Source organism: Paenibacillus thalictri (genome assembly GCF_004307995.1).
GTDB lineage: Bacteria > Bacillota > Bacilli > Paenibacillales > NBRC-103111 > Paenibacillus_AF > Paenibacillus_AF thalictri.
The window spans coordinates 85,853-111,274 of record NZ_SIRE01000030.1 but is presented as its reverse complement, the minus strand read 5'-3'; the positions used below and the strand labels follow the sequence as shown (position 1 = coordinate 111,274).

14 protein-coding genes are annotated in these 25,422 nt (G+C 52.9%); 2 read left to right on the top strand and 12 right to left on the bottom strand.

The features are described 5' to 3' along the window. Positions 1-7: 7 nt before the first annotated feature. The 4 genes from EYB31_RS32780 to EYB31_RS32765 all read right to left on the bottom strand — a co-directional run bounded on the left by EYB31_RS32780 (position 8) and on the right by EYB31_RS32765 (position 6,628). On the bottom strand, positions 8-1,249 hold the full coding sequence (locus EYB31_RS32780; protein ID WP_131017723.1) for an efflux RND transporter periplasmic adaptor subunit: 1,242 nt from the start codon (positions 1,247-1,249) through the stop codon (positions 8-10). A gap of 20 nt (positions 1,250-1,269) precedes the next feature. Next, a complete protein-coding gene (locus EYB31_RS32775; RefSeq protein WP_131017722.1) occupies positions 1,270-4,371 on the bottom strand; it encodes an efflux RND transporter permease subunit in 3,102 nt (1,033 codons plus the stop codon). 175 nt (positions 4,372-4,546) lie between these two features. After that, on the bottom strand, positions 4,547-5,950 hold the full coding sequence (locus EYB31_RS32770; RefSeq protein ID WP_131017720.1) for a sensor histidine kinase: 1,404 nt from the start codon (positions 5,948-5,950) through the stop codon (positions 4,547-4,549). After that, complete coding sequence (locus EYB31_RS32765) at positions 5,951-6,628, bottom strand: response regulator transcription factor (RefSeq protein WP_131017719.1); 678 nt, start codon at positions 6,626-6,628, stop codon at positions 5,951-5,953. A 296-nt stretch (positions 6,629-6,924) separates the two neighbouring features. On the opposite strand from EYB31_RS32765, the gene EYB31_RS32760 reads away from it, so the two are divergent. Continuing rightward, on the top strand, positions 6,925-7,788 hold the full coding sequence (locus EYB31_RS32760) for an AraC family transcriptional regulator (RefSeq protein ID WP_131017717.1): 864 nt from the start codon (positions 6,925-6,927) through the stop codon (positions 7,786-7,788). Positions 7,789-8,004: 216 nt separating this feature from the next. On the opposite strand, the gene EYB31_RS32755 is transcribed toward EYB31_RS32760, so the two are convergent. The 4 genes from EYB31_RS32755 to EYB31_RS32740 form a co-directional block, all read right to left on the bottom strand. After that, entirely contained in the window at positions 8,005-11,118 is a 3,114-nt protein-coding gene (locus EYB31_RS32755) for a hybrid sensor histidine kinase/response regulator (RefSeq protein WP_131017716.1), read from the bottom strand. Between the two features lie 86 nt (positions 11,119-11,204). Further along, positions 11,205-11,894, bottom strand: a complete 690-nt coding sequence (locus EYB31_RS32750) for a rhamnogalacturonan acetylesterase (protein ID WP_131017715.1) — start codon at positions 11,892-11,894, stop codon at positions 11,205-11,207. 119 nt (positions 11,895-12,013) lie between these two features. Next, complete coding sequence (locus EYB31_RS32745; protein ID WP_131017714.1) at positions 12,014-13,198, bottom strand: oligogalacturonate lyase family protein; 1,185 nt, start codon at positions 13,196-13,198, stop codon at positions 12,014-12,016. 185 nt (positions 13,199-13,383) lie between these two features. Continuing rightward, entirely contained in the window at positions 13,384-14,955 is a 1,572-nt protein-coding gene (locus EYB31_RS32740) for a type 2 periplasmic-binding domain-containing protein (RefSeq protein WP_240763125.1), read from the bottom strand. Positions 14,956-15,307: 352 nt separating this feature from the next. Here EYB31_RS32740 and EYB31_RS32735 point away from each other — a divergent pair, with 352 nt between their 5' ends. Further along, positions 15,308-17,011, top strand: coding sequence for a methyl-accepting chemotaxis protein (locus tag EYB31_RS32735; protein WP_131017713.1), 1,704 nt, complete (start codon positions 15,308-15,310; stop codon positions 17,009-17,011). A gap of 49 nt (positions 17,012-17,060) precedes the next feature. On the opposite strand, the gene EYB31_RS32730 is transcribed toward EYB31_RS32735, so the two are convergent. The 4 genes from EYB31_RS32730 to EYB31_RS32715 form a co-directional block, all read right to left on the bottom strand. Beyond that, on the bottom strand, positions 17,061-19,412 hold the full coding sequence (locus tag EYB31_RS32730; RefSeq protein ID WP_131017712.1) for an AraC family transcriptional regulator: 2,352 nt from the start codon (positions 19,410-19,412) through the stop codon (positions 17,061-17,063). A 90-nt stretch (positions 19,413-19,502) separates the two neighbouring features. Continuing rightward, positions 19,503-20,372 carry a carbohydrate ABC transporter permease gene (locus EYB31_RS32725; RefSeq protein WP_131017711.1) on the bottom strand — a complete coding sequence of 290 codons (870 nt, stop codon included), beginning with the start codon at positions 20,370-20,372 and terminating at the stop codon, positions 19,503-19,505. Positions 20,373-20,659: 287 nt separating this feature from the next. Further along, positions 20,660-21,613 (bottom strand): ABC transporter permease, encoded by a 954-nt coding sequence (locus EYB31_RS32720; RefSeq protein WP_131017710.1) that lies wholly within the window; start codon positions 21,611-21,613, stop codon positions 20,660-20,662. Between the two features lie 64 nt (positions 21,614-21,677). Continuing rightward, positions 21,678-25,022: a glycosyl hydrolase gene (locus EYB31_RS32715; RefSeq protein ID WP_165452738.1), complete on the bottom strand. Its 3,345-nt coding sequence runs from the start codon at positions 25,020-25,022 to the stop codon at positions 21,678-21,680. Positions 25,023-25,422 lie beyond the last annotated feature (400 nt).

Here is a 25,422-nt window from a genome sequence, read left to right as displayed (position 1 = left end):
GACTTATTTATGATTTTGCTACTTCCACTTTCTGGCCGTCCTTCAGCTGATGCTGACCGGATACGATGAGCTGTTCGCCCGGCTTCAAGCCTTCAAGTACCTCTTGATTCGCATCTTTCACCCGGCCCAGCGTAATTTTCCGTTTTTCCGCATGGTCGCCATTTAAAATAAACACAAATGTTTCGTTGCCTTCCCTTACTACACTTAAGCTTGGCACAACGACCGATTGCTCTTCTTCTTCGGTTGTCAGCTGCAGCATCACCCGCGAGCCGGGCTTTAAAGCCGCGTCCGTATTGGACGCTTCAAGCTCCAGTGCAAACAACTTCGTTTGGCTGTTCATCGTATTGGACAGGAACGTGATTTTCGCTTTCCGCTTCTGATCCGGACGGTCGGCAGGATAATAAACAAGTTCCTGCTTGCCTTTGACCAGCGCGGCGGCATTTTCCGTCAAATCGACCTTCAGCTTAACCGGATCCGTCTGCTGGATTTGCCCGGCTTTGCCTGCGCTGGACACCGTCGTTCCGACATCCACGGTCAAATCCGCCAACACGCCGGAAATCGGCGCGGTCACATTATAATTGTCCAAAGCGCTGGCGGCGTCCTGAACGCTCAGCTGCGAGGAAGCGACCTGCGCTTGAAGCGAGGCCAAACTGTCTGTATTGTCCAATGCCGCCAGCTTGTTTTGCGCCGAGGCGAGGTCCATCGAAGCATTGTTCACCAGCTTCTCTTGCTGGTCAACTTGCTGCTTTGTGGCAAGTCCGGCGTCATAATCGTTGCGTATTTTGTTGAAGTCTCTTTGTACCGTATCGAGCTGCTGCTGCGCCTTGGCGACGGAATTTTGCAAATCGACCCGGTTGTTAACCAGATCCTCTTGCGATTTCCGCAAGGAAGCTTCCGCACTTTGCAGGGCAACGTCGCTTTTCTCCTTGGCCCGTATGGCATCTTTCGAATCGATCCGGAAAATCACTTCGCCCTGCTGAACCGGTTCTCCCTTTTTCTTCAGCACCTCGACGACTTGTCCGCCGGCTTTAGGAATCAGATCAACCTGATTCACCGCAGCGACATCGGCCACTTGCTCTCGGGGAGAGCCCATGCTTTGCTTCGCTACAGCCGCTACTTTTACCGGCTTGTTTTGTGCCGCCGCAGCGGCGGCGTCCGGCTTCGTACCTGCCGTACCGCAGCCCGCAGCGAGCAAACCGACCATCGCGAGGAGCGCGGTGGTTTGCAGCATTTTGCTAGAAGATTTCATTATTGGTCACGCTCCTTAGATTACATTTTGATTTGCTTCACCGGTTTGCCGGGCTTGCGGTGAAACCAGCCGCCCATGCGTGTTTTCATAGCCTCGACCAGCTCATAAATGACCGGCACAACGACAAGCGTCAAAATGGTCGATGTCGTCAGACCGCCGATAACGACTACCGCGAGACCTTTGGAAATCAGCGTGCCCTTGGACAAGCCAAGCGCCAGTGGAATCAGCGCGACAATTGTAGCGCCGGCCGTCATGATGATCGGACGCAAGCGAACCAGACCGGCCTCAATCAAGGCGTGGCGTACCGTATAACCTTCCTCGCGCAACTGCTGCGCGCGGTCGATCAACACAATCGCATTGGTCACGACAATCCCGATCAGCATCATAAATCCGATAAGCGACGTAATATTTAACGACTCTCCGGTTAAAAATAATCCTAACAATCCGCCAATCGCAGCCAGCGGCAGCGAGAATAGAATCGCAAACGGCGCACTGGCGTTGCCGAACGCAAGCACCATAACCAGGTACACAACGCCGACGGCGACCGCCATAGCGGCAAACAGCTGCGTAAAGCTTTCCTGAATATCGGCGCTGACCCCTTTTACTTCGCGGGACACGCCGTCCGGCAGATCGACTGCGGCAAGCGCCGCGGATACTTTGTTGCTGACGCCGGATTTGTTCTCCGAATCGATTTTTGCCGTAATTTTAACCAATTGTTCCTTGCTCTCCCGCTGCAATGCGGCCGGAGCTTGAACTTCGTTGATTTTTGCCACCTCGTTTAAATAAACGGTCGTTCCGTTCGCCGTTTTGAGGGGCATTTTGCCAAGCTGTTCCAATGAATTTTTATCTGCTTTGGACAGCTGGATCGTTGTCTCGTACGTAATATTGTCGAATTTCATATCTCCTAAATTCTCTTTCTGTATCCAGCCGCGCGTCGTATCGCGTATCGTCTGGGCGCTTAATCCGAATGCTCTGGCTTTGCTTTGATCGACTTGAATCTCTACCTGCGTTGTCGCATCACTCAGAGAATCCTCGACCTCGCTCAGCTCAGGGAATTCCTTCAGCTTATCTTTAATTAACACGGAGGCCTGCTCAAGCAGTTGCTGGTCGTCTCCTTTCAGCGAATAGGAAAAATCGGTTGTAGACGTTCCGCCTCCGCCGCCGGCGAGCGTTTTGGGCTCTACCTCGGAACCTTTGGGCAGCTCGTACAAAATCAAATCCTGATATTCCTTCTTCACTTTATCGGGGTCCGCCGTTTTGTTTACTTCCGTGAACACTTCCGCGGCGTAAGGCACTTGGTCTTCCTTGCCGTTATAACCGACAAGAGACTCCACAAACGTAAACAGCGGCTGGCCCTTATCGTCTTTGGCCCCTTGAAGCATCGCTTCGATTTCTTTTACCTTCTGGTCGGTGCCGTCAATCGACGTTTCATAAGGCAGCTTGATCTGATAATACATCTGCCGCTCGGGGTCGCTGGAAGGCATAAAGCTTACCGCCAAATTCGGCACGATCGCCGCCATCGAAACGACAAACAGCAGACCGGATATTATCAGTGTTTTGCCGCGGTGAACAAGCGACCAATTGAGCACTTTCTCATAAAACGATTTGATGCGGCTTTTTTTCGTCTCGTCGTCGTGATGCGTGATTTTGCCGCTCTTTAGCACCAGCAGTTTGGCCATCATCGGAATGACGGTGAGCGCAACAAGCAGCGAAGAAAGCAGCGCACATCCGATCGTAATCGCAAACGGCCGGAAAAATTCGCCGACGATGCCGCTGACGAAACCGATTGGCGCAAACACGCCCACCGTGGCGATCGTAGATGAGGTAATCGCTCTAGCCACTTGCTGAGTCGCCATTACGATGACCGACTCGCCGCGCTCCTGCGCTTTCTGCAGGGACGCGTAAATATTCTCGATGACGACGATACTGTCGTCGACGACCCGCCCGACGGCGATGAACATGCCGCCAAGCGTCATGATGTTTAAAGTGATGTTCATCTGCGAAAGCATTAGCAGCGTCATCAGAATCGACAACGGGATGGACACGAGTACGATCAGCGTCATGCGCACGTTGCGCAGGAACAGCAGGATCATCAGCGACGCGAGCAGCGCCCCGACAATGCCTTCGCGCATCATGCCGTTAATCGATTCTTTTACCTCATCGGCGCTGTTGTAAATCGCCTTAAACGTCACATTAGGCATCGTTTTTTGCCATTCGGCGATTTGCTTGTCGGCTGCGTCGGAAAATTCGACGGCATTGGCTTCTTTCGTTTTGTACAAATGAATGCCGATTGCCGGTTTATTGTCCAGACGAGCGATAAAGTCGGAATCCGTGACGGCTTTGATTTCGGCGACTTGCTTGAGCAAAATCGTATCGCCCCGGCCTGTCGTCAGTTCCATGTTTTCCAAGTTATATAAGCTGTCCAAATCACCCGTGATCCGGGCCATCTTCGTATTGCCGTTGAATTCGACCGAACCTACCGGCCCGTTCGACAGTGCCGCCTTTATAGCGGAAGACACTTGGGTTGGGGTCATCCCCAAACTGGTCAGCGCGTCCGCGTTCATTTGAATGTCCAGCGATGTGGTGCGGCTGCCGATGGAATCGATGTGGTCGATTCCGTTCAAACCTTCGAAACCGGGCTTGATCGTATCTTTGTACAACTGGTCGAGTTCGGCTTGGCTCATGCCGTTATCGGCGTATACCGCCAAATAATAGGCCGGTATGGAAGCAAAACCAAAGGTCGCCACCTTCGGTTTACCCGCCGAAGTCGGCAGGCTGACATCCTGCATCAAACTTTCAATGTCCTGCTTTTTCTTGTCCGTATCCACATTTTGCTCAAATTGAACGATAATGGTGGACATATTGTCACTGGACGTGGATGACATCGTATCGATTCCCGCCACATTCCCTATCTTATCTTCTATAGGCTTCGTGACCTCATCCATCACGTCTTTAGGTGTACCGGGATACGATGTTGTCACCAGAACGACGGGAAATGAAACGTCAGGCATATTTTCCGCCTTCATGGTTGTCGCCGCGTAAATACCTCCTCCGAACAACAACGCGATGATGATAATGACCGCGGCCACGTTTTTCATGGAAAAGCCGGTCAGCTTGTTCAATTCGGTTCCCTCCCAACCTCTTTCATGCTGTCTCTATCTCTTGCGTTTCAAGCTGGTTCGCCCGACATGTCATCAACATACAAACTGAATATGAACTGAATGTGAACCGCAGCGCGGCGCAATACAGGGAATGAAAGGGATTTTGGCAGAAAAAAGCACACCGGGTCCGGTGTGCTTACGAATGTTTTTTGGCTGGTTCCGGTTTGAAAGTGGAGTAGCCGGGCAATGTAACCGTAAACATCGTGCCGGTCCCCGGCGAGCTGTTTACTTCGATCCGCCCATGATGAAGCGCTACGATTTTATGAACAATGGCAAGCCCTAATCCGCTGCCGCCCGTCTTGGAGCTGCGCGAACGATCCGCTTTAAAGAAACGTTCGAAAATCCGCTCGCGGTCCGCTTCCGTTATGCCGATCCCGTTATCGCTTATCGAAACGCGGATTTCACTCATCGCCGGCTCGAGCTGAATCCGGATGCCGCCGCCCGGCGGCGTGAATTTGATGCTGTTGCCAAGCAAATTCATCCATACTTGATTCAGTTGGTCTTTATCCGCGTGGATTTTCACATTGGGCAAACTCAAGTCAAGCGTAAGCCGTTTGCCCGACCATTGCGGCTCGCAAGCAACGACGACGTGCCGCAGCTGCTCGTCCAAAGCATAGGTGGAGGGCTGGAACGGATGCTGCTCCGATTCGAGGGAAGCCAGCTTCAGCAAATTTTCGCTGAGCCGGGACAATCTCTCGCTTTCCGTCTGGATGATTTCCAGATAACGGATGCGTTCCTGTTCGGGCATCGTATTATTTTGCAGCGCCTTGGAAAATCCCGAGATGGAGGTCAGCGGCGTCTGGATTTCATGTGATACGTTGGAAACGAAGTCCTGCCGCATCTGCTCCATCTTAGTCAGCCCTTCGCCCATTTCCTCGAAGCTGCGCGCCAGCTCGCCAATCTCATCCTTGCGGCTGCGCCATTCCAGGTCCACTTCGAAATCACCTCTGGCCATGCGCCGCGTCGCCGCCGTCATCGCCCTGAGCGGTTTGACCAAATATCTGGCAGCGATAAAAATAAACAGGCTGCCCGCAGCCAGCGCCGTAATCAGCGTCGTATACATTAGCGGCTGCAATCCCGAGTTCCACCGGTGCTGCGAAGGCTGCATAAATAAGGCAAGCATTCCGCCGCTGGATTGCAGCGGAATGCCGACAAGCACACGATCGATTTTGGAGCCGCTGCTGCGGTATACGCTGCCTGCCAGCACTTTATCGATCATATCGGAGGTAATACCGGAAATGCCAGCTTCTTTGTCGGCTTTAGCTGCGGCAAAGCTGCGGAACGATGTTTGGGAGTCATACAGCACCACATCGTATTCCTGTAAGGCATTGATCGCCGAGAAATACCCCGCCGCGTCCCTCACGCCAAGCTCCGTATACATCCGGCTCATCTGAAGTCCCGCTTGAACCAGCTCGTTTTGCATATCTTCATTTAACCTGTCGCGAAAAAAAGCCGTGCCCACGACTCCCGCTGCCGTGAGACCAAACATAACGGCAGCCAAAAACGTGGCGACTACGCGGAGGTACAACGTCTGCCTCATTTATGCCTTCACCTCGATGCGATATCCGAGCCCGCGGATCGTTACGATGGCAAACGGACTCGACGCTTCGGGGAACCGTTCGCGCAGCCGTTTGATATGCACGTCGACCGTACGGTCGTCCCCTTCGTAATCGATGCCCCATATTTTTTCGATCAGCTGGTTTCGCGTGAAAATTTGCCCTGGATAACTGGCAAGGCAGAACAGCAGTTCAAATTCCTTCAGCGGCAGCGTCTGGCTTTCTCCTCTGCCCGTTACTTCGAGACGCCCCCGGTCGAGCTCATAACTGCCGATGGACAACTTCTGCGACGACTCAATACGATACCGTTTCAGCAGCGCCTTCACCCTCACGATCAGTTCGGGCGGATCAAAAGGCTTGACCAGGTAATCGTCGGCTCCCAGCTCAAAACCTTTCACCTTCTGATTTGTTTCTCCTTTGGCCGTCAGCATCAGCAACGGCAGATCGGGATACCCGGCGCGAAGCTCGCGGCATAGGTCCCAACCGTCCATCTCCGGCATCATGACGTCGAGAATTACCAAATCAGCCCCGGCCGATTTTATAGTCGCCAGCGCTTCTTTGCCATCCTCGGCTTCAACAACGTCAAACCCTTCCTGGCGCATATAATAAGCGATCAACTCGCGGATATGGGCGTCGTCGTCGACCACAACTATGTTAACCATACATCGTTTTCACCGCCCTTAAATGACATCCCGGCAGGCCGTTTTATTGCTTCAGTCCTCTTATTGTTTGCCAAAACGGGAAGTTCCATGAGCGATGTTAAATAAGCTTCACGTATGTTTTTGACGGCCCGTTCCATTCCGAAAGAATTGTCCTTAAGCAGGGCTTGTAGCTGGAACGCATATTGCTGGACCTGGAACCGGCTGGTGTATAATGGAGTTACTATCCAATGAAAGCACAAATGAACAGGACCGCTTCTATCGTTTTTGATACGATGCCATTATAAGGAGGCAATGCGATGGAATGGCTGACCCGAATGACGGCTGCGATTGATTATATGGAGGAGCGGATGACCGAAAAGCTCGATATCGCCGAAATATCGAAAACGGCCTACTCATCTCCGTTTCATTTCCAGCGCATGTTCCATATGTTAACCGGCTTCACCGTGGCCGAATACATCAGGAACCGCCGGTTGACGCTTGCCGCGCAGGAACTCGCCGTGTCGAAAGATAAGGTCGTGGACGTCGCGCTTAAATACGGTTACGACTCGCCGGAATCGTTCTCCAAGGCGTTTCGCAAAGCGCACGGAATCACTCCTTCGGATGCGCGCGATTCGGGAGCGGGGCTTAAAGCGTTCCCACGTATCGCCTTCCAATTAACTTTGAAGGGAGATAAAGAAATGGATTACAAGATTGTGGACAAACCCGCTTTTACCATTGTCGGAAAGTCGATCGAGGTCTCAATGAAAGAGGGGGAAAATTTCCGGGAAATCCCCCGTTTCTGGCAGCAGTCAAATAGTGATGGTACCGTAGCCAAATTATGCGCTCTTGCCCCGGATAAGGATGTGCTGGGCGTTTGCCTCAGCTCAGGGCACCATAAGGAAACGTTCTATTACGCTATTGCGATAGAAAGCAGCGCGGACGCAGCAGGAGGAGAGTTCACGGCAACGCCGATACCCGCACTCAGTTGGGCTGTGTTTACTTCGGTCGGCCCGATGCCGGGCGCTATTCAAAACGTGTGGAAGCGCATATTTGGGGAATGGTTCCCGGCCACCGGCTACGAGCACGCCGACGGTCCGGAGCTTGAGGTGTATCCGCCGGGCGACACCCAAGCGGAAAATTACCGCTGCGAAATATGGGTGCCCATCATCAAAAAACCTTAATAGAAGTCAGTTTGCCCGGAAAATTCGCGGGACAGTCCCTTATTGCGGTAAGTTACTTTGGTGCGTTGAGGCGGGGTTAAGCCGCGGGTTCCGGCCGCCCATTAAAATCGAGCCCTTATGTGAACAATTTGGAGTGACCGGGGCCTCGATTTTAAAAGACGGACGCTAGCGCTTCTCCGCCCCGTGCCATCCCTTGCCGCCGGTCCTGCTAACCTTTTAAACCTGTCCGGTTTCATCCGGAATACAAAAGAACACCTTTGTCCCTTCTCCCGGTTTGCTTTCGATTGTAAGTCCCTTTCCATACATTTGCGCCAGCCGGCGGTGGGTGTTGGACAACCCGATACCGCCGCTGTCTTTGACCTTATAATCGAGCAGGTGGCTGATCGTATCCTGCCTTATCCCGATCCCGTTATCCGCCACTTCAAAAAGCACTGCGCCATCCTGCCGAACAATCCGGATAAGTAAGCGGCCTCCTTTCGATTTGCTTAGCAACCCGTGATTAACCGCATTTTCTACGAGCGGCTGAAGCGTCAGCGGAGGTATCGCCAAACTCACGTCCGGATCAACCTCCCACTCGACGGAAACCCTTTGCCCGAACCTTTCTTGTTCAATATATAAGTAAGAACGGACAAGTTCCAATTCATAAGAAAGCGGCACTCGCTCGCCGGAATTGAGCATATCAAAGCTAACTTGCAGATAGGAGATAAACGCTTCGCCCAACTGCTGCATCTTTTCCGTGTCGATGTCGCTCAACGCCATGATGGAATTCAGCGTATTAAACAGAAAATGCGGATGTATTTGCGCTTGAAGATACGCCGCTTCCATACGCAATCTTTCATTGACGGATTGCTTCAGTGCCGTCAACGACCATACGCGGTATTTCAACTCCAATGCGTCGGCCGGTTTGGTCACATAATCGTTGGCTCCGGATAAAAAACCGGCATAAATGTCGGCAGGTTCGCCGCGCGCGGTCAACAGCAAAATAGGCAGCTCCGATGTGGAGAACAATTCCCTTACCTTCCGTGTCAATTCATAACCCGACATATGCGGCATCATAACATCGACAATGAGCAAATCCCAACTTGCGGTTCGCAGCAGCTCAAGCGCCTCCAATGCGGAAGCCGCGGGCTGGATGTAGTATTCATCCGTCGACAAGATGCTTTCCAGCACTTTCAGATTGACCGGATCGTCATCAACCGCCAAAATGTTAGGTTTTTGGCCGTGCAGAGACAGCAGCACCGGCTGCAAAGCAGGCCAGCGATTGTCCAATTTATAAGGAGCAAACAAACCCTCCGCAGTTCCCTCATCATTTTCCTCCGCTGTGCGGGCTGCAGCGATCTGCTGCTGAGGATGCTCGCCGGCAAGCGGAAGCGCAAAGCTGAACACCGTTCCTTTGTCCGGTTCGGAGTTAACGGTAAGCTCACTGCCGTGAAGTTCGACAAGCTGCTTGCAAATACTCAAGCCAAGACCGATTCCGCCGCTTTCGCCCGCTCCGCGTGGCCCTTGCTCATAAGGCATAAAGATGCGCGCTTGCGTAGGTTCGTCCATGCCGATTCCCGTATCTTTTACATGAATGACAGCCGCTTCGCCAATGACCTCGGCAGTTACGGCCACCGTACCTTCGTCCGTATATTTCAACGCGTTATGCACCAAATTAAACAAAATTTGCACAAGTCTTTTTTCGTCGGCCCAAACGGGCGGCACCTGTTCGGCGATCTCCATCTGCAGACGCACCGGTTTGCGCTCCGTCATATATTCGAGCATGCCCATCACGCCGGATACGACCGATTGAAGCCGCAGCGGCTCCGGCTTTAATAAGATACGCTTGTCTTGAAGCCGCGCAATGTCAAGCAGGTCGTCCAGCATATGGGACATACGGCGGCTGATCGTCAGCAGAAGCTCCGTATCTTTGGACCGTTTGCCGTCCAGCTCGTCTTTTTCCCGAATCAGCATCGTCTGCGCAATATTCATAATCCCGTGCAGCGGTGTCCTCAGCTCATGCGACGTATTGGCGAGAAACTGATCCTTCAGCTTGTCCGCTCGCTTAAGCTGCGCGGTCAGCTTAAAGTTTTCCTCCGAATGGCGAAAATACTTCTTGAACCAAAACGATGAGAAACCGATGATGGCCGCAATCACATCAATGGGATAATACATTCTGGTGACTTCCGCATTATAGTTCACCACACCCCAGATAACGCTGGATAAAACACTGGTAGCCGCAAACAGTATAAAATGAGCGTCGCGTTGATTTTGAAACGTCATCCTGCCAATCATGTAAACAAACCATACCAGCGGAGCCAAGTATAAGAAACTAAAAACTTTATACCCCACCGAATAAAATACAAGCTGGATCGGAGCTGCCGCGATGAACACCGAATAAAGAAAAAGAACACCTGAATACGCCTGGAACCATCTCGTACCGGGCCTGTATGCAGCAAGGATTCGCGCCATCAGCAGCATAAAGAAGGACAACCACATATAAGACAGCAGCCGTATCTTGGCAGCCCAGGCATAGTCAAACGGGATCCAGCGCAGCAGCAGATTGTCATGGTCGGATATAACCGAAATACCGGCGCTCAACATCAGCAGCACAAATACAAGAAAGGATTTTTCTCTGACATTAAATATGTACAAGATTCCCGCATACAACGCATGCAAAAGCAGAATAAGGAAAGTGACCAGTTGGAACCCGATGGAGTACCAGCGCCGCGTATCGATCGCGGCATCCGAACCGAAATAGACGGATTTGATCAACCCGCCCTCATTCGGGCGTTCGAAATTGGCCGCTCTGACAATCAATTCGATTTCTTTGGCGTCCGTTTCATAATACACGGTGTACGCGGTGACGTAGGGCGTATGCAATTCCGCCCGCTCCGCCGGCTGACCGAACTCCGCCATCACACGCCCATTGATTTCCACGGCCGATGAAGTTTCAATTTTCTGCACCCAGAAAGCATAAGGCTGTTGCAGCGGCTGATCGACCAGAATACGCAGCCGGTAAGTCCCGTAGCCGTAGGAATCATTTTTCGCATCAGCGAAGCCGCCCCTCCAATCTCCAGGCACCTGCATGTATCCCCACGGAGCGGCAGATCGCTGCGCAAAGTCGTCGTGAGAAAGCAGCCGTTCCGGATAAAACTCCCACTCCCCATCCAAGGTGATAGGACGAGATAGCTCGAAGCCCCGGAGATCCAGCACGCCTTGTATGGCACGGGGATGCTCCGGTATCACAAAGAAGGAGAACCAGAACCACCGGAGCCCAAGAAGGATAACAAGAAACAACATAATGAGCGCAACATGTTTAATCATCTGGCTATAATTAGTTTTCATCATAACTTGTCAATTCGTTATCGTCTCCGGTTTCTCCTGTCAATCCATGGTTAAAATATAGGGGCCAACCGATCCCGTTCATCATTCAACTATTCTCTAACCAGCGCAGCTTGATGGATGTAGTCCGCCAGCGGCGGACCCAGCTTCACCATTTCCTTGGCGGCTAATCCGGCAATACACCTTGCCCCGTACTCGTTAAAATGCGTATTGTCCTCCAAACCTTCCGGATAATTCGGATGCTCCCCCGGCTTCAGCCATACGAACAGCTCTTTGGAGTTTTCCGGTCCCATTTCCCGGTACAGTCTTTCGGTGAGCGGCAGCAGATCGATCACAGGCACTGCCATTTCAGCGGCAAGCTCACGGATGGCGCCGGGATAATCACCGTGCGTTTGCTGAAGCTGCCCTTCCTGGTTAAAATGACGCCGCTGCACCGGAGTCACAAGCACCGGATACGCTCCTCTCTGCTTCGCTCCCTCCACATAACGGGTCAAGTACACCCGGTATGTTGTTTGCGGCTCCGTAAACCGCTCGTCTTGTTTTTGGTCGTTATGGGCAAAACCGACGATCAGCACATCCCCAGGCGCCAACTGCCCCAGCAGCGGATCCAGCCAGCCTTCCGCGATAAAACTTCGCGAGCTTCTGCCGCACCGAGCGGCATTAACCACGGTCACTTCGCCTTGTAAAAATAAAGGCAGCATCTGCCCCCATCCGGCCATCGGCGCCTGATCGTCAGGGTAATCCGCCATTGTCGAATCGCCCGCCATACATATACGCATCATCTTTCCCCCTCGGTAAGCTCTATTTCCAGCCGAAATAACATGCCAAAAAGCGCCTGCAAACCGGGCAGGCGCCTTCTACAGATAATCCCATTATATATAAAAACGTCTATCGAAGTCATTCATGGGATGTGCAATCGTACTTCAGCCGCATAATCCGGAAGCCGATCCAGATCCTCGGGAATATCAAGCAAATACAGATTCGCATAACCGCTGCGGTCGCTTGTGAACAGCAGTTTGCTCCCGTCCGGGCTAAACCGCGGATGGGCATGCACCTTCTGCACATGAAAGCTGCAGCGGTGTTCAGCGAGCAGCTTGGCTTGAGCGAATCCGTCAACGCCGCGCCGCCAATAAATAAGATCCTGAACCGGGGCGCGTCCGTCTACGATGACCTGCCTATCTCCATCCCCATGCGCATGCCAATTGACAAAAGCAAATTCAGTTTCCTCCATATCCGTATTGTCGAGCGAAATCGAACCGAAAAAGCCGGTCCCGTTCGCACGGAAGCCATGGTAGCCGATGCGGCCGCCGCTCTGCTCATCGGACTCGAGCCAATATTCGTGGCCGACCATCTCCAGCTCTTCCCTCCGGGGCCGGATCGGCCAAGTTCGTCCGGTCGCCGCGTCACAGCCCCATATGCGCTGATCGACCAGTTGCCAAGGCCCTTCATGGCAGTAAGTCAGCAGATGGGGATGCACCGGGGAAGGATTGACGTGGCCGATCCAGTCCCGCTCTTCCACAACGGTTCGGGCCTCGCCGCCGCTCACCGGTATTTGTACGATGCGGCTGAGCGGCCTCGCTTCCATGATTTCGCGGTGGCCGACGTAACCGCTGTGCAGATCGGTGCGGATACGGTGTGACAAATCTTCCACGAGATTGGTCAACACATACGCGCCGTCCGCCGATACGCTGATTTGCCCGGCTTGAAAACCGGCCGGCCCTTCATACAGCTGCTTTTCCGCTAAAGTCGCAAGATCGACCTCGGTAATCGTGTTGCGGTGCTTGTAATAAGCCTTTGTCCCTTGGGGATTAAGACAGGCGCTCAAAAAATCGCAGCCTTCAGTCAAGCCGGTAAGCTGCGTGATCCGTCCCATATCCAGCTCTATGCTGAACAGATTGGTGCAATTGCTGCGGTCCGACACGAACAGCAGCCGTTTGCCGCCGTCATACCAGCCGTTTTCGGTAAAATACAGGTGATAGTTATGCGCCTGATAGTCGGTCAACTGCCGCACCGAAACCCCGGACTTCGCATCTTGAAACGTCCGCCCCTCCGCCGGCCAAACTTCGCCTTTAAGCCCCTTGTTCATATAGGTTCCTCCCCGTCTCAAGCCATGATCTCGCTGCACCATTTTTGCAGTGCGCCGCTCCTTGTGCCAATCCGCAAATAAAGCCAATGCCACTTCGCGTTGTTAAACCAACTGCATCGCACCCGGCAAAAAAGACGGCATCTCGTTAGGCAGGTTCGCCCTTAAAATGCCGCCTCAGCGATTCGTTATTTGCCCGCCCGTTTATTGTAGGCATCGGTCATTTCCTGGCTCATCTTCACCACGTTCGGGTCGTTTTTCATCTTGGCGACGTATTCGTCCCATGCGGTCATCGGCACAGTTCCCAGCAGCACCTTTGTTTTCAAGTCCTGCACATTTTTCTGGAATTCCGGCAGGAACTGCTGCGCCGTCGGTGAGAATAAACCGATGCTGGTGTCAGCTACGCTGTTTTTCGTGCGGTCGTCCTGAACCTTTTTGTACAAATCGTTGGTTTCTTTCTGGAAAAAGATTTTCGTCGAGCTGGCATACGGGTCGGCAACGTAAACGATTTGGTTAAAGTCGGGACCGTTGTCGTCCTGCAGTTTCTTGGAATCAACGACTTTAACGCCGTCCTTCACGGTATGATGCGTGCCTTCAAAGCCGTAAGTTTGGATGTTAAACACATCGTCGTTCATCCAGGTGTCGACCAATTTCAAGATACGCTTCATCTTGGCTTCCGGCACTTTCTTCGGAATGGCCAGTGTACCGGCAAAACCGGGACCTTTCGGATTATAATTGTTTAATGAAGTGATCGGGTAAAAATCCGTTTCCTTGAAAGCCGGAACCGCCTTCTTAATATCGTTGTAATAATCCATCAGCGTGCCCGCTTTATCATTGATCATGCCGGCTTTGCCGGATTTGAACAGATCTTTTACCTGCGTCCCCTTCATGGACGCGAAGTCTTCGGGAATCAGCTTCTCCTGCACCGCTTTTCGCAAAAACTCCAGCGCCTGCTTTTCTTCCGGCAGGAAAGCGGTAAACACCATTTTGCCGTCAACCAGCTTCCAGCTGCCGTTGGCGCCGGTAAAGGCGTTTTCAATTTGGGCAAGCGATCCCATATCGGTCGGGTTGACGTTTGCGGCAAAAGGCATCGTATCCTTCTGGCCGTTTTTATCCGGATCGTTCTCGGCGAACGCCTTCAGCGCTTGATACAGCTCGTCGGTTGTGGTCGGCACCTTCAGATTCAGCGCGTCCAGCCAATCCTTGCGGATCATAAAAAAGCTGTCGGCTTCAGAAGGGCGGGGACGGGGGATCGAGTAGTTTTTGCCGTCCTCCATTTTCGTGAGATCCCAGGCGGTTTTGGAAATTTTGCCCGATAAATTCGGGTAGTCCTTAATATAATTCGTAATGTCCCAGAATGCCCCCTGCTGCACCATCGAGCGGAATACGGGTGAAAATGGATCGTTAATGTAAGTCAGATCCGGGATGTCGCCGGAGGCCAGCGTCACGTTCAGCTTGTCGGGGTAGCTGTTCGAGGAAACCCACTGAATGTTCATTTTGGAATTGGTCGCTTTTTCGATCGCCCGTTTGATCGGATTGTCGTCGGCTGCCGGCGTAGGGGTCAGCAAAATTGTCATAATGGTTAGCTGGAGCGGATCCTCCGGCTTGCTTGCCGTTCCCGCAGGTGCGGCCGAAGAGGACGGGGTGCTGGCATTGCCGGCCGGTGCAGCGCTTTCATTTGTACCGCCGCCGCAGCCCGCCAGCATCGACAGCGCCATTACGGCGGCGAGACTGAACGGTATGTTTTTTCTTATGCTCACGATGACTCCTCCTAAAAGTTTTTGCGCCAGCAAAAACTGGCTTCGTAAACCTCTACATCTCGTTCTTCGATCATCAGCCTTCGCTGACGTTAAGTCAACTGTAATGTAAGCCGTATCTTCAGACAATCGCACTTTCTTGCAGTCGCGATTTTTGCCGGTATAGACTTTGTTGCACGACCAGTACATAGTTGCGCCGCGCCGATTTGCGTTATTTCACCTGTTTGTTAGCAATTTCAGGAAATTTTCAATTTACATTCAGAGTGGTTTAAGCAAGCGCCTTTACAATAGGCTTCGTTACAGGTCAACAGACGATAACGAAAGTCAAGAAACGCAAAAGGCGGGGTGCTGGAAGATGATCAAATTTACGGTAGGAAAAAAGCTGGGGCTGAGTTTTTTGTCTGTCCTCTTATGTGTAGGCACAATCGGGGCGGTATCCACTACAAAAATGATGAACATGGGTGCGGATGCCGAGCAGGTGCAAACCTCTTATATGCCGAGCATGAAACTGCTTGGCGATATGAAGGCCGATTTTATTAACGTTGAACGGCTGACCTTAAGATGGGTCATGGAAACGGATGCCGGAGCGAAAGAAAAGCTCAGATCGCAGATTGACACCGCTGCAGCCGATATACAGAATACGGAAAATACATACAAACCTCTTGTGGATTCCGAGCAGGAACGGGTCATCTGGGAGGGCTTTCTCCAAGACCGTCAGACCATGTCGGAGATTCTTCCCAAGGTGCTCAAAGCCGGGGAACAAAATGACAGTGCAACCGCCGATAAGCTGATCAGCGAATCAAGAAGCTCCTTTAATAGCGCGCTGGAGCGGCTTGAGCAATTAATCGATCTTAATGAACAACAATCCGCGGAAGCGATGGAAGCTTCCGCCAACCAGTACAAAACAGGAAAACGTCTGGTCGATATGATCAGCATAGCGGCGTTAGTGCTGACAGCAGCTTTATCTTGGTTTGTTCCGAGAATCATTTCCAGGCCCATTGTCACTATGGCCCGATCCGCCAAGCGCATCGCGGCCGGAGACCTTACCGCAGAGCGGATCGATGTGAAAAACCGCGACGAAATCGGCGACCTGGCCGTTTCGTTTAACGAAATGACGGCGCAGCTCCGCAGCTTGATCCGAGAGGTCCAGACCGGGGCGAAGCACGTTGCCGCTTCTTCGGAGGAATTAAATGCCGGTACGGAGCAAATCAGCAAAGCGACCGAGCAAATCACGTTTACGATGGAGGAGGTTGCCGCCGGTACGGAGAGACAAGCCCGCAATGTGGATGAAAGTGCCAAGTCGATCGGCGAAATGTCTTCCGGCATCCGTCAAATCGCCAGAAACGCGGAAAGCGCAAATTCCGCCGCTATGGACGCCTCGGAGCTGGCTGCGGAAGGAAATCAAACGATCCGGATGAACGTTAAGCAGATGAATTCCATTCAAGATACGGTGGAGAGACTTGCCGAAGCGGTAGAAGGCCTGAGCCGGCGTTCCCAGGAGATCGGCCGCATTGTGGACACAATTACCGGTATCGCTCAGACGACCAATTTGCTCGCCTTAAACGCATCCATCGAAGCGGCGAGAGTCGGCGAACATGGGAGCGGGTTCGCCGTCGTAGCCAGGGAAGTGCGGAAGCTGGCGGAGCAAACTGCCGATTCGGCTAAGGAGATTGCGCTGATCATAACGGATATCCAGGCGGAAACCGGCCATGCCGTACAATATATGAAAGCGGGAACGAAGGAAGTGGCGGAAGGCATCGTTGCCGTTCGTATTGCAGGAGAAGCGTTCGACCGGATCCAACGGTCGGTTAACGAAGTCGCCGGCCAAATTCAGGAAGTATCCGCTGCCTCCCAGCAACTGTCGGCAAGCTCGGAGCAGGTCGTTCATTCGATAGGCGTCATTGCCGACGTTGCGGAAACAACCTCCGCCGGCACGCAGCATGTATCGACAGCGGTGGAAGAGCAGCTAGCCTCAATGCAGGAAATCACCAACTCAGCCGCCACCCTTTCCGTTTTGTCGGAGCAATTGCAGACAATGATCGTCAGGTTCAGGGTGTAGAACGTAAAGCAGGGCTCAAACGCAAGGTCCGCTCCAGCGTGCTGTTTTCTCACGCTTCGCGGACCATGTCCCGGAACTGACTGGGAGTAACGCCCTCATACTTTTTGAAAATCCGGTTGAAATAGCTTTGCTGGTAGCCGACCTTCTCAGCCACTTCGGTAATTTTCAGCTCGCTTTCCTTCAGCAGCTGCTTGGCTGTCACAAGCCGGATGTTGGTCAAATAGTCGATGAAATTGATTCCCGTGATCTGCTTGAAGGCACGGCTGAGCGTATAAGGGCTCGTTCCGTAATAATCGGCGCACGATTCCAGCGACAGGTCGGTCATATACCGCTCATTTAAATATAAAATCACCTGCTCGACCATCTGCTTCAGATGAAAATCCTGCTTGCTGATCAGCTCCTGAATAAAAGCGCGCACAATCCGGTGCTTGAACCACCTCAGGTTGTCCTCGGGCCCGTTCTGTTGGCTTAGCTCATCAAACAAATTCGCTCCTGCAAACATATACACCGGATTCATTCCCGAATGCACCATCGCATTCAAAATGCTGCCAAGCAGCTGCAGCATGCCTTGCCGCACGATCAGCTCGGTGGCCCCGTCCTGCGACAGCTCGCTTAAAAACTGCCCGATCAGCTCGGCCGCAGCATCCTCGGAGCCCATCCGGATGGAATGAATGATTTCTTTTTCCAGCGAAAACGGATAGCTGAATTTGCGCTGCATATCGGTTTTGTCGACCAGCTCCAGATCAATAACCTGGCTGCCCTCCGGCAAGGTACGGTAGCTGAGCGCACGCCGGGCTTCCTCGAATATATAAGGAATCTGCTTGCCGCTGGGCGTCGCTTTGCTGATCGAAATCGTCATTTGCAGCTTCAAAATCCGGCCGATCACACGGATCAGCTCCTGCCCCCAGTCGCGCAGCTCTTTCTGCCACCCGCTTCCCGGCGTGTCCTCCGACACGTGAATCAATACGCCGATGCACATGTCATGGAAGTTGATGATCTCTGCGCCGGAAAGCAGATTTTGCGCCAATTCTTCAATAATATTGGCCGCGGCAAACGAAACAAGCTCCTCGTCACCCGAGGAAAACCGGCCCTCCAAGCTGGACAGTCCGCGCAGCTGGATCATCACGGCGACAAACGAATGGCCGTCCGCATCGCGCCCGTACGTTTTCAGTTTCTCGCGAATATCCCGCTCCGAGTAGGAAAACAGGTAGCCCTGCACAAGCTGCAGCATAAACCCTTCCCGGACCAGCGGGAGCTGCTGCTCCAGCTTGCCTTGCAGCGATTCGCTTTCGCGCGAAAGCTCGTTCCACTGCTTTTCGATCAGCTCGAATTCGTCCTTGTTTTCGTACCGCTGCATCGTTCGCCGGTCCCTGGACAGCAAGCGCACCACCCGGTCAATCGGCGTATACAGCCGGTTGGATGCCAGCCAGGAGAACAGCAGCGCAAGCAGTAGTCCTACCAGGCTGATAAACACGATCAGCTTGGAAATAAACACAACCGGGGAAGTAATCGCCGTCACCGGAGCCGCTGACAAATACACCCATGCCGTGCCAAGCCTCGTGAGCGTGCCTGAAGAAACGGAATAGGTGACATTTTTATAGTTCATCAGAAACGATTCCGCTTTGCCCTGCCGTTTGCGGTATTCGGCTTGCAGCTCCTTATCCAGCTCGGTCATTTTGTCTCCGCCGGAAATGACCCAGCCGCCGTCTCCCGACATCAGCAGCGTGGAACCCTCGTTGTAAGGAGTCAGCGTACGCAGCAGCTTGCTCAGCTTCGTCTTATCCAGCGTAGCGACAAGTACGCCGAACGGCTCCGTGCTGCCGCCGGGCAGCTTCGTCACCAGCGTAAGCGCCGATTTTCCGTCCGCCCCCGGCTGATCCTTCATCTCGTCGGTCCAGAATATCGTTTTGTTCTGCTTCATAAACGCATTGTACTTGTCGATCTGCGCCGGATCCGTGAGAAACGTATATTTTTCCTTATTCATCGTAAGCAGCCGTGGTTTGTTTAGATAAAGCTCCACATTTTCAATCAGCGGATGCGAACCCTCGATCACGATCATCGTCCGGTACAATTCCTGCACCTGATCGTATTTATATTTAAAGTCCAAGTCCTTAAGCCTCTGGTCGAATTTCGGATCAAACGTCCAGTGTGAAAAAGTAAGCTCCAAATAAACCAGCTGGTCGTCGATATTTTCCGCGCGCTGTTTGATCTGGCTTTGGTGCAGCCGCTGCAGCTCGTTTTCGATCTGCTTGGTGGCGGCGAAATAAATGCCGGCTCCCACGATAAGTCCCGGAATGCAGGCGATTAACGCGATCATTAACAAGCTTTTGCGGTAAAAGCTGCGCTTGTAGCCGCGGGAGTCCTGTTCCGCCCTGAACCATTTCGCAATCGGCCCCGTCATCAGCGTCCCCCCGTCATCAATAAAAATCGTCTATGAGTGCGTGTTCAACCTCTATAGAGAACAGTTCAACAACGAGCCGCCAAAATCCTTTTACCCTTTGACGGAACCGACCATAGCTCCCTTGGCAAAATGTTTCTGCAGAAACGGATACACAACCAGGATCGGCAAGGTGGCGATGATGACGGCAGCCATACGCAGCGTCTCCGACGGCGGCGCAGTCGAAGTCGTCGTGGAAACGGCCAAGTCGCTGTTGCTTGCATTCAGCAGGATATTTTGCAGCAGCACCTGAATCGGCCACTTCGAGGCGTCGTTTAAATACAGCAGCCCGGTAAAATACTGGTTCCAGTAACCGACCGCGTAAAACAGTCCAAACGCGGCAAGCGACGGCAGCGATAACGGAAGAATGACGCGAATCCAGATGCCGATGTCGTTGCAGCCGTCAATGGCGGCCGACTCCTCCAGCTCGGCGGGAATGCTGTCGAAAAAGCTTTTCATCAAAATGACGTTCCAGCCGCTCGCCAGAGCCGGAATAATGAGCGACCAGATGCTATTGATCAGGTGCAGCTGGCGCACGACCATATAGTTCGGAATAATGCCGGGGCTGAACAAAATCGTCAGCACGATCAGCAGCAGAATCGTCTTGCGTCCGCGCAGCCGCTTGCGGGACAATGCGTAAGCAAGCGCTGCGGTCACAACGAGACTGCAGGCGGTGCCGACAGTCGCCAGAAAACCGCTGTTGCCAAGCGAGCGCAGAAACGCTTTCGACGACAGCATGTATTTATACGAGTCCAGGGACCAATTGTGCGGGAACAACACGAACTTCTTTTGCAAATATTCCGTCGGATCGGTAAACGAAACGACAAACACATAATATAGCGGAAAAAAAGTCGCCACCGCGACGATCCCCAACAGGATCGAGTTGACAGAGTTAAACATCCTGTCGCTTAAAGCTTGTTTCATAGGGGGAACCTCCTAAGATTTTTTTGCGTGAGCAAAAAAATCGCATCGTAAGCATCTACTGGGCTTTGCCTATGCAAAGCCTGCTTCGTAAACATCGTGGCCACTGAAAAAGTGAACGCTGCATGAGCGAATCATGCTTACGATCGCCAATTGTCCCCGAATTTCTTGAATTTACCTGCTTTCCGCTGGTGAAATTCGGGAACAAAAGCGAACGCTGTCGCTTCTCCAGCATGATTTCGATCACTCCGCTACTTTTTCAGTAGCCTCATAAGCATGTCATCACCACATTAAAATACGCCTTCTTCGCCCCACTTTTTGGCGATCCAGTTGGCGACCAGGACCAGGGCCAGCCCAACCACCGACTTGAACAGGCCGGCGGCCGTACTGTAGCTGAACTGCGCCTGCTGAATGCCGACCCGGTACACGTAGGTATCGAACACCTCCGCCACTTTGGAGACGGCCCCATTGTACATCAGGAAAATTTGCTCGAAACCTACATCCATAATATGGCCGAGCCGTAAAATCAATAGCACGACGATCACGCTGCGGATAGCGGGGAGCGTAACATGCCACATTTGGCGGAATCTTCCCGCCCCGTCCATTCGCGCCGCTTCATAGATTTGCGGGTCGACGCTGGCGATCGCCGCGAGGAAGATGATTGTGCCCCAGCCCGCTTCCTTCCAGATCGACTGCAGTGTCACCATCAGCCAAAACAAGTCCGGACTCGTCAGAAACGGAATACGCTCCATGCCGGACGCTTCCAATATTTTGTTGACGACGCCTTCCCCTTTGGCGAACATCAGGAACGTCAGCCCCGCGATGATCACCCATGACAAGAAATGCGGCATATACACGATGGATTGCACCAGCTTTTTATAAATCGCGCTCCGCAGCTCATTAAGCATCAGTGAAAGAACAATCGGCAGCGGGAAGAAAAAGACAAGATTCAGCGCATTAATCGCCATCGTATTGCGGAACAGCAAATAAAAATCCGGGTTGGCGAAAAACTTTTCAAAATGCTGCAAGCCAACCCACGGACTGTGCATAATGCCCGTAAAAGGCGAGTAATTCTGAAACGCGATGACAACTTCCCACATCGGCACATATTTAAACACAAGGAAAAACAACAATCCCGGAAATGCCAGCAAATATAAATACTTATCCCGATTCAGGTCGTTCCACAGCCGGGATTTGGCCGCAGACCGGCTTGCGGCCGCCGCTGTTCTGGAGATTTCCGCCATCTGCGCATACAGCTCCTTTCATCATTTCCTTGTTGAGGTCGCGCTGTACTTACACATAGTGCGTTTAACGGCCGTTGCCGCCAAACTGCTGTACAGGAAGCAGCGAATGTGAAGCGTCGTCGAAATAACGGCCCTCGAGTAGTCCCGCAAGTGAATAGGTCACACGTACCTCCAGCTCATTGCTCTCTTCGGTCAACCACTGCGACGAACCAAACCAGCGGTAAGGCGACCACGGGCGCACTCCGAGTGAACGGCCGTTAAGCAGCACCTCCACGGTATCGTGGACCGTCCAACCTTCCAGCTGCAATTCAAATTCCGCGCCTTCCGGCAGCTCCCGCTTATCCAATGTACGCGTGTAGCCGATAGTGCCCGCGTAATACGGATAACCGGGGCAAAATACTTCCGGCAGCCCGCTTACGCGTTCCGGCTGAGCCGTCATCACCGGATGGCCTTGCTCGTCAAAGCGGACTCCAAACGGACCGGTTACATACAGCGGATCAACAACTCCGTCCCAGTCATGCTCCACCTGCAGCGCGACTGTCAGCTCATTAAGCCCCGGACGCAAGTAACCGACGACGTCGCAGGCGATATTTTTATGGTCATATAACTCCTGATATGAAAAATGCTCCCGTGTTAGTGGATGTCCGTTCACATACAGCATCCATTCGCCGGAAATCGCCGCTTCGTCCATAAGCAGGCGGCAGCTCTTAGGCATGGTCTCGATCGTAAATTCGGTTTGGTACGTACAAGCCACCGGATAACCGACACTTAAACGGAACGGAGTGCCAAACGTTTGCCTGAACGCAACCGGCAACTGCAACTGAGCCGACAAATCGTCGCATTGGTCAATGAACGTTTTGGCTTTGACCGGCAGTTTTTGGAGATTGCCCATGTCAGTTCCCGCCCCAATGGTCAAGCCAAACGATTCGAAGCGGATGGCATTGCCGGCCAGCGGTTTCACCTGCCACTCACCTTGACGCTGAAGTGTCCATAAAACTGCATTCGCAGCTACAGGGTTAGGTTCCGGAGCAGGCTGCTCCTCCAACAGAGACATTGCAGGCACGGACCATTCGATCAAGTGCGATTGGTATGGAGCAAAAGAAAGCGGGATACGCCAGATTCCATTGTCGCCCTTGGATGCAGCCACCGGCTGCGAGTCGCCGGTCTCCAAATCGTACAAGCTAAATTCAAATCCGGAATGGCCGACCGGAAAGCTGAAGCCAAGCCGCTGCGAATCGATGCACAGCGTCGTTTCCAGTGTCCCATCCTCCTGATGGCTTACAAATACCGCTCCGGCACGATCCGAAAAACGCCGTGTTTGCATTAAAAATGATTGTTCTGCCCCGCCGCTTTCCAGTTTGACCGCAGCAGGGGACACCCGTTCAAGCAGCTCCACCAGAGCATGCATCGCCGCATCCTGACCCTCGCGGCCATGTTGACGAATAAAATAAACGTTGCCTTGCCCTTTTTCCCATGGCTGCGGCTCTGGCTTCCCGCTTGCAGCCGATTCCTGACGATTATCCGCTTGCTCCGCAAGTTCCTGCCCCCAATACCATTCACCCGACTGACGCGAATCGGTCCCGAAAAAGTCGGCTGAATCTTGCCCATCCGGGCTGCCTTCTTCGATCCGGTCGCTGGGCAGCAGTCCTATTGCAATCACGGTCCCGCCCTGCTCGGCGAACTGCCTCAGCTTCACCCATGCCCCCGCTTCCATATTGGTCAGCGGCGGCACGATCAGCACCTCGTAGCGGGCATCGCCGATGTGCATGGCTCCGGCGGACAACTCCGCCGTCTGCAGCAGCTCCGGATCCAGATGATCGTAGTCCCGGCGATTTTGCAGCAGCCGGATTCCGATCGTCTCCCAATCGTTTTGCAGCCGCTCCAGACGGGCCTTTTCCCCAGCTTCGCTGCCTCCGTATTGAAATCCGTGAAACGGATTGCCCATATGCGCCCATAATGTAGTCGTCGGATCAAGCACGGCGATTCGAATATCCGCCTGTCCCGCGCTCATCAGACTGCTGATGCGCCCCGTATAATCGCCAAGCTTGCGAAAATGCGGCCAATACGGATTTTGCAAAAATTGCGAAGGCGGCGCGTCATGTTTCACCATCCCGTTTAACGTGTAAAAAAACGCATGGAAGTTATACATATTTGTGCCAAGCGCCGCCATCCGGTCTATCATCCATTTAGCATCCTGCAGCGTCATCGACCAGCCGACGCTGTGAAAACATTCGATCAGATTGCGTTTGCGTCCAAGCTGCCGGGCCAAAGAGCTGACCATTTTCGGGTTGGCGCGCAAGCTTCCCGCATATTTATTCAAAATCCATTCCAGCGGCCTGCCCAGCTTTTCGTGAGCGGAATCTCCCCCTGGAACATGGCTGAACAGCTGCGTTGTCATGCGCACTGCCGGCACTTCGGCCACGTATTGCAAGCCGTGCCGCTCGCACCAGTCATGCACTTGCTTGTGATAGGACTCCCGCAGCAACAGATGCACCGTTTGAAAAAAGTCGTAGCGGATTTTTGCCCGGTTGGGGTGATCGGAGCAATAAAGCGCAGGCAACTGCTCTTGCAGCTCATATCCGCACCGCTCGCGGAAATAAGCGGGCAGCTGAGGCGACCACGGAATATGTCCCAGTAAACCGATCTCGTCGGTAAACATGCCTTTAATGGTCTTGCCGAAATGATCGCCGAGATGTTCGGCGTATTTGTCGTGAGTAAGACGGATAAATTCAGCCATAGCTTCGCGATGGCACGGATCTACAAAGGTGCCGTAATATTTGAAGTCCTCGATTTCTTTTTCCTGAAATACAACAACTTCCCAGTCCCCGGGAGGGGCGTCCCAAATCATTTTATAAATCGTGCGATAGGTGAAAAAACGCTTTTGATTGTATGCCGTGAGACCTGCTTTTTGAAAAACCGGATCCGCTTGAAAATTGCCGATGGTATGGCGCACATCAACCGCTTGTTCCCATAGTCTTGCGCCTTCCTTGCTCACCGGCACGGCCTTTGCGTACAAAATGCGCGCCCACGGCAGCTCCAGCGTAAGCTGAGATCCCCCTGCGACCCGCTCTGACCGTTGAACAAGCGTATAATGTTTGGCTTCGGGCAGCGTCAGCGTCACTTCTCCGCCCGCAATGCCGCTCGGATACGGGTATTCGTCGTACAGCCACACATGCAAGCCATGCTTCTCGGCACTCTCCACCGCCGTACGCACCTTAGCAAACCAAGCCTGCGACAAATACGGGATCGTCATGCCTTGTCTGGCGCATAAGAAAAATCCGCCTACCCCTTTATCCGCCATTTCGGCAATTTGTCTCTCCAATTGATCGTCCGCCATCTCTCCGTTCCAAAACCAAAACGGGTGAATTCGGTATTCGGATGAAGGCTGCTTATTTTGTTTCCAGTCCATAGTGTGGAACCCTCCTAAACGTTTTGGAAAAACGGCTGAATACTTATGCGTCACCCAGCCTGTCATTAATCGTTGGCGTAAGCGCTATCAACGGATAAAATCAAATGTTACTTTTTTCGCTCATGAGGGGAGGTTCCGCTTCACCACAGATTCTATGAACCTGACCAAATTCACAGGCAGCGATTGCGGAGGATCCGGCTCTCAACAGCTTTCCACTACTTCTTTCACTATAGCCTTGCCGCCGCCAAGCGGCAATCATACTTTCTTGAACTTTGCGCCGTATAGGGTGTGCACTTTTTTGCACGACTTTCACTTCGTTGCAGTTCAACCGCATAGCGCCCGTTGCATGCCTCAAAGTTAGGCGGCAGCCCAGTCCGCTGACGCCTAACCCGCATATAGT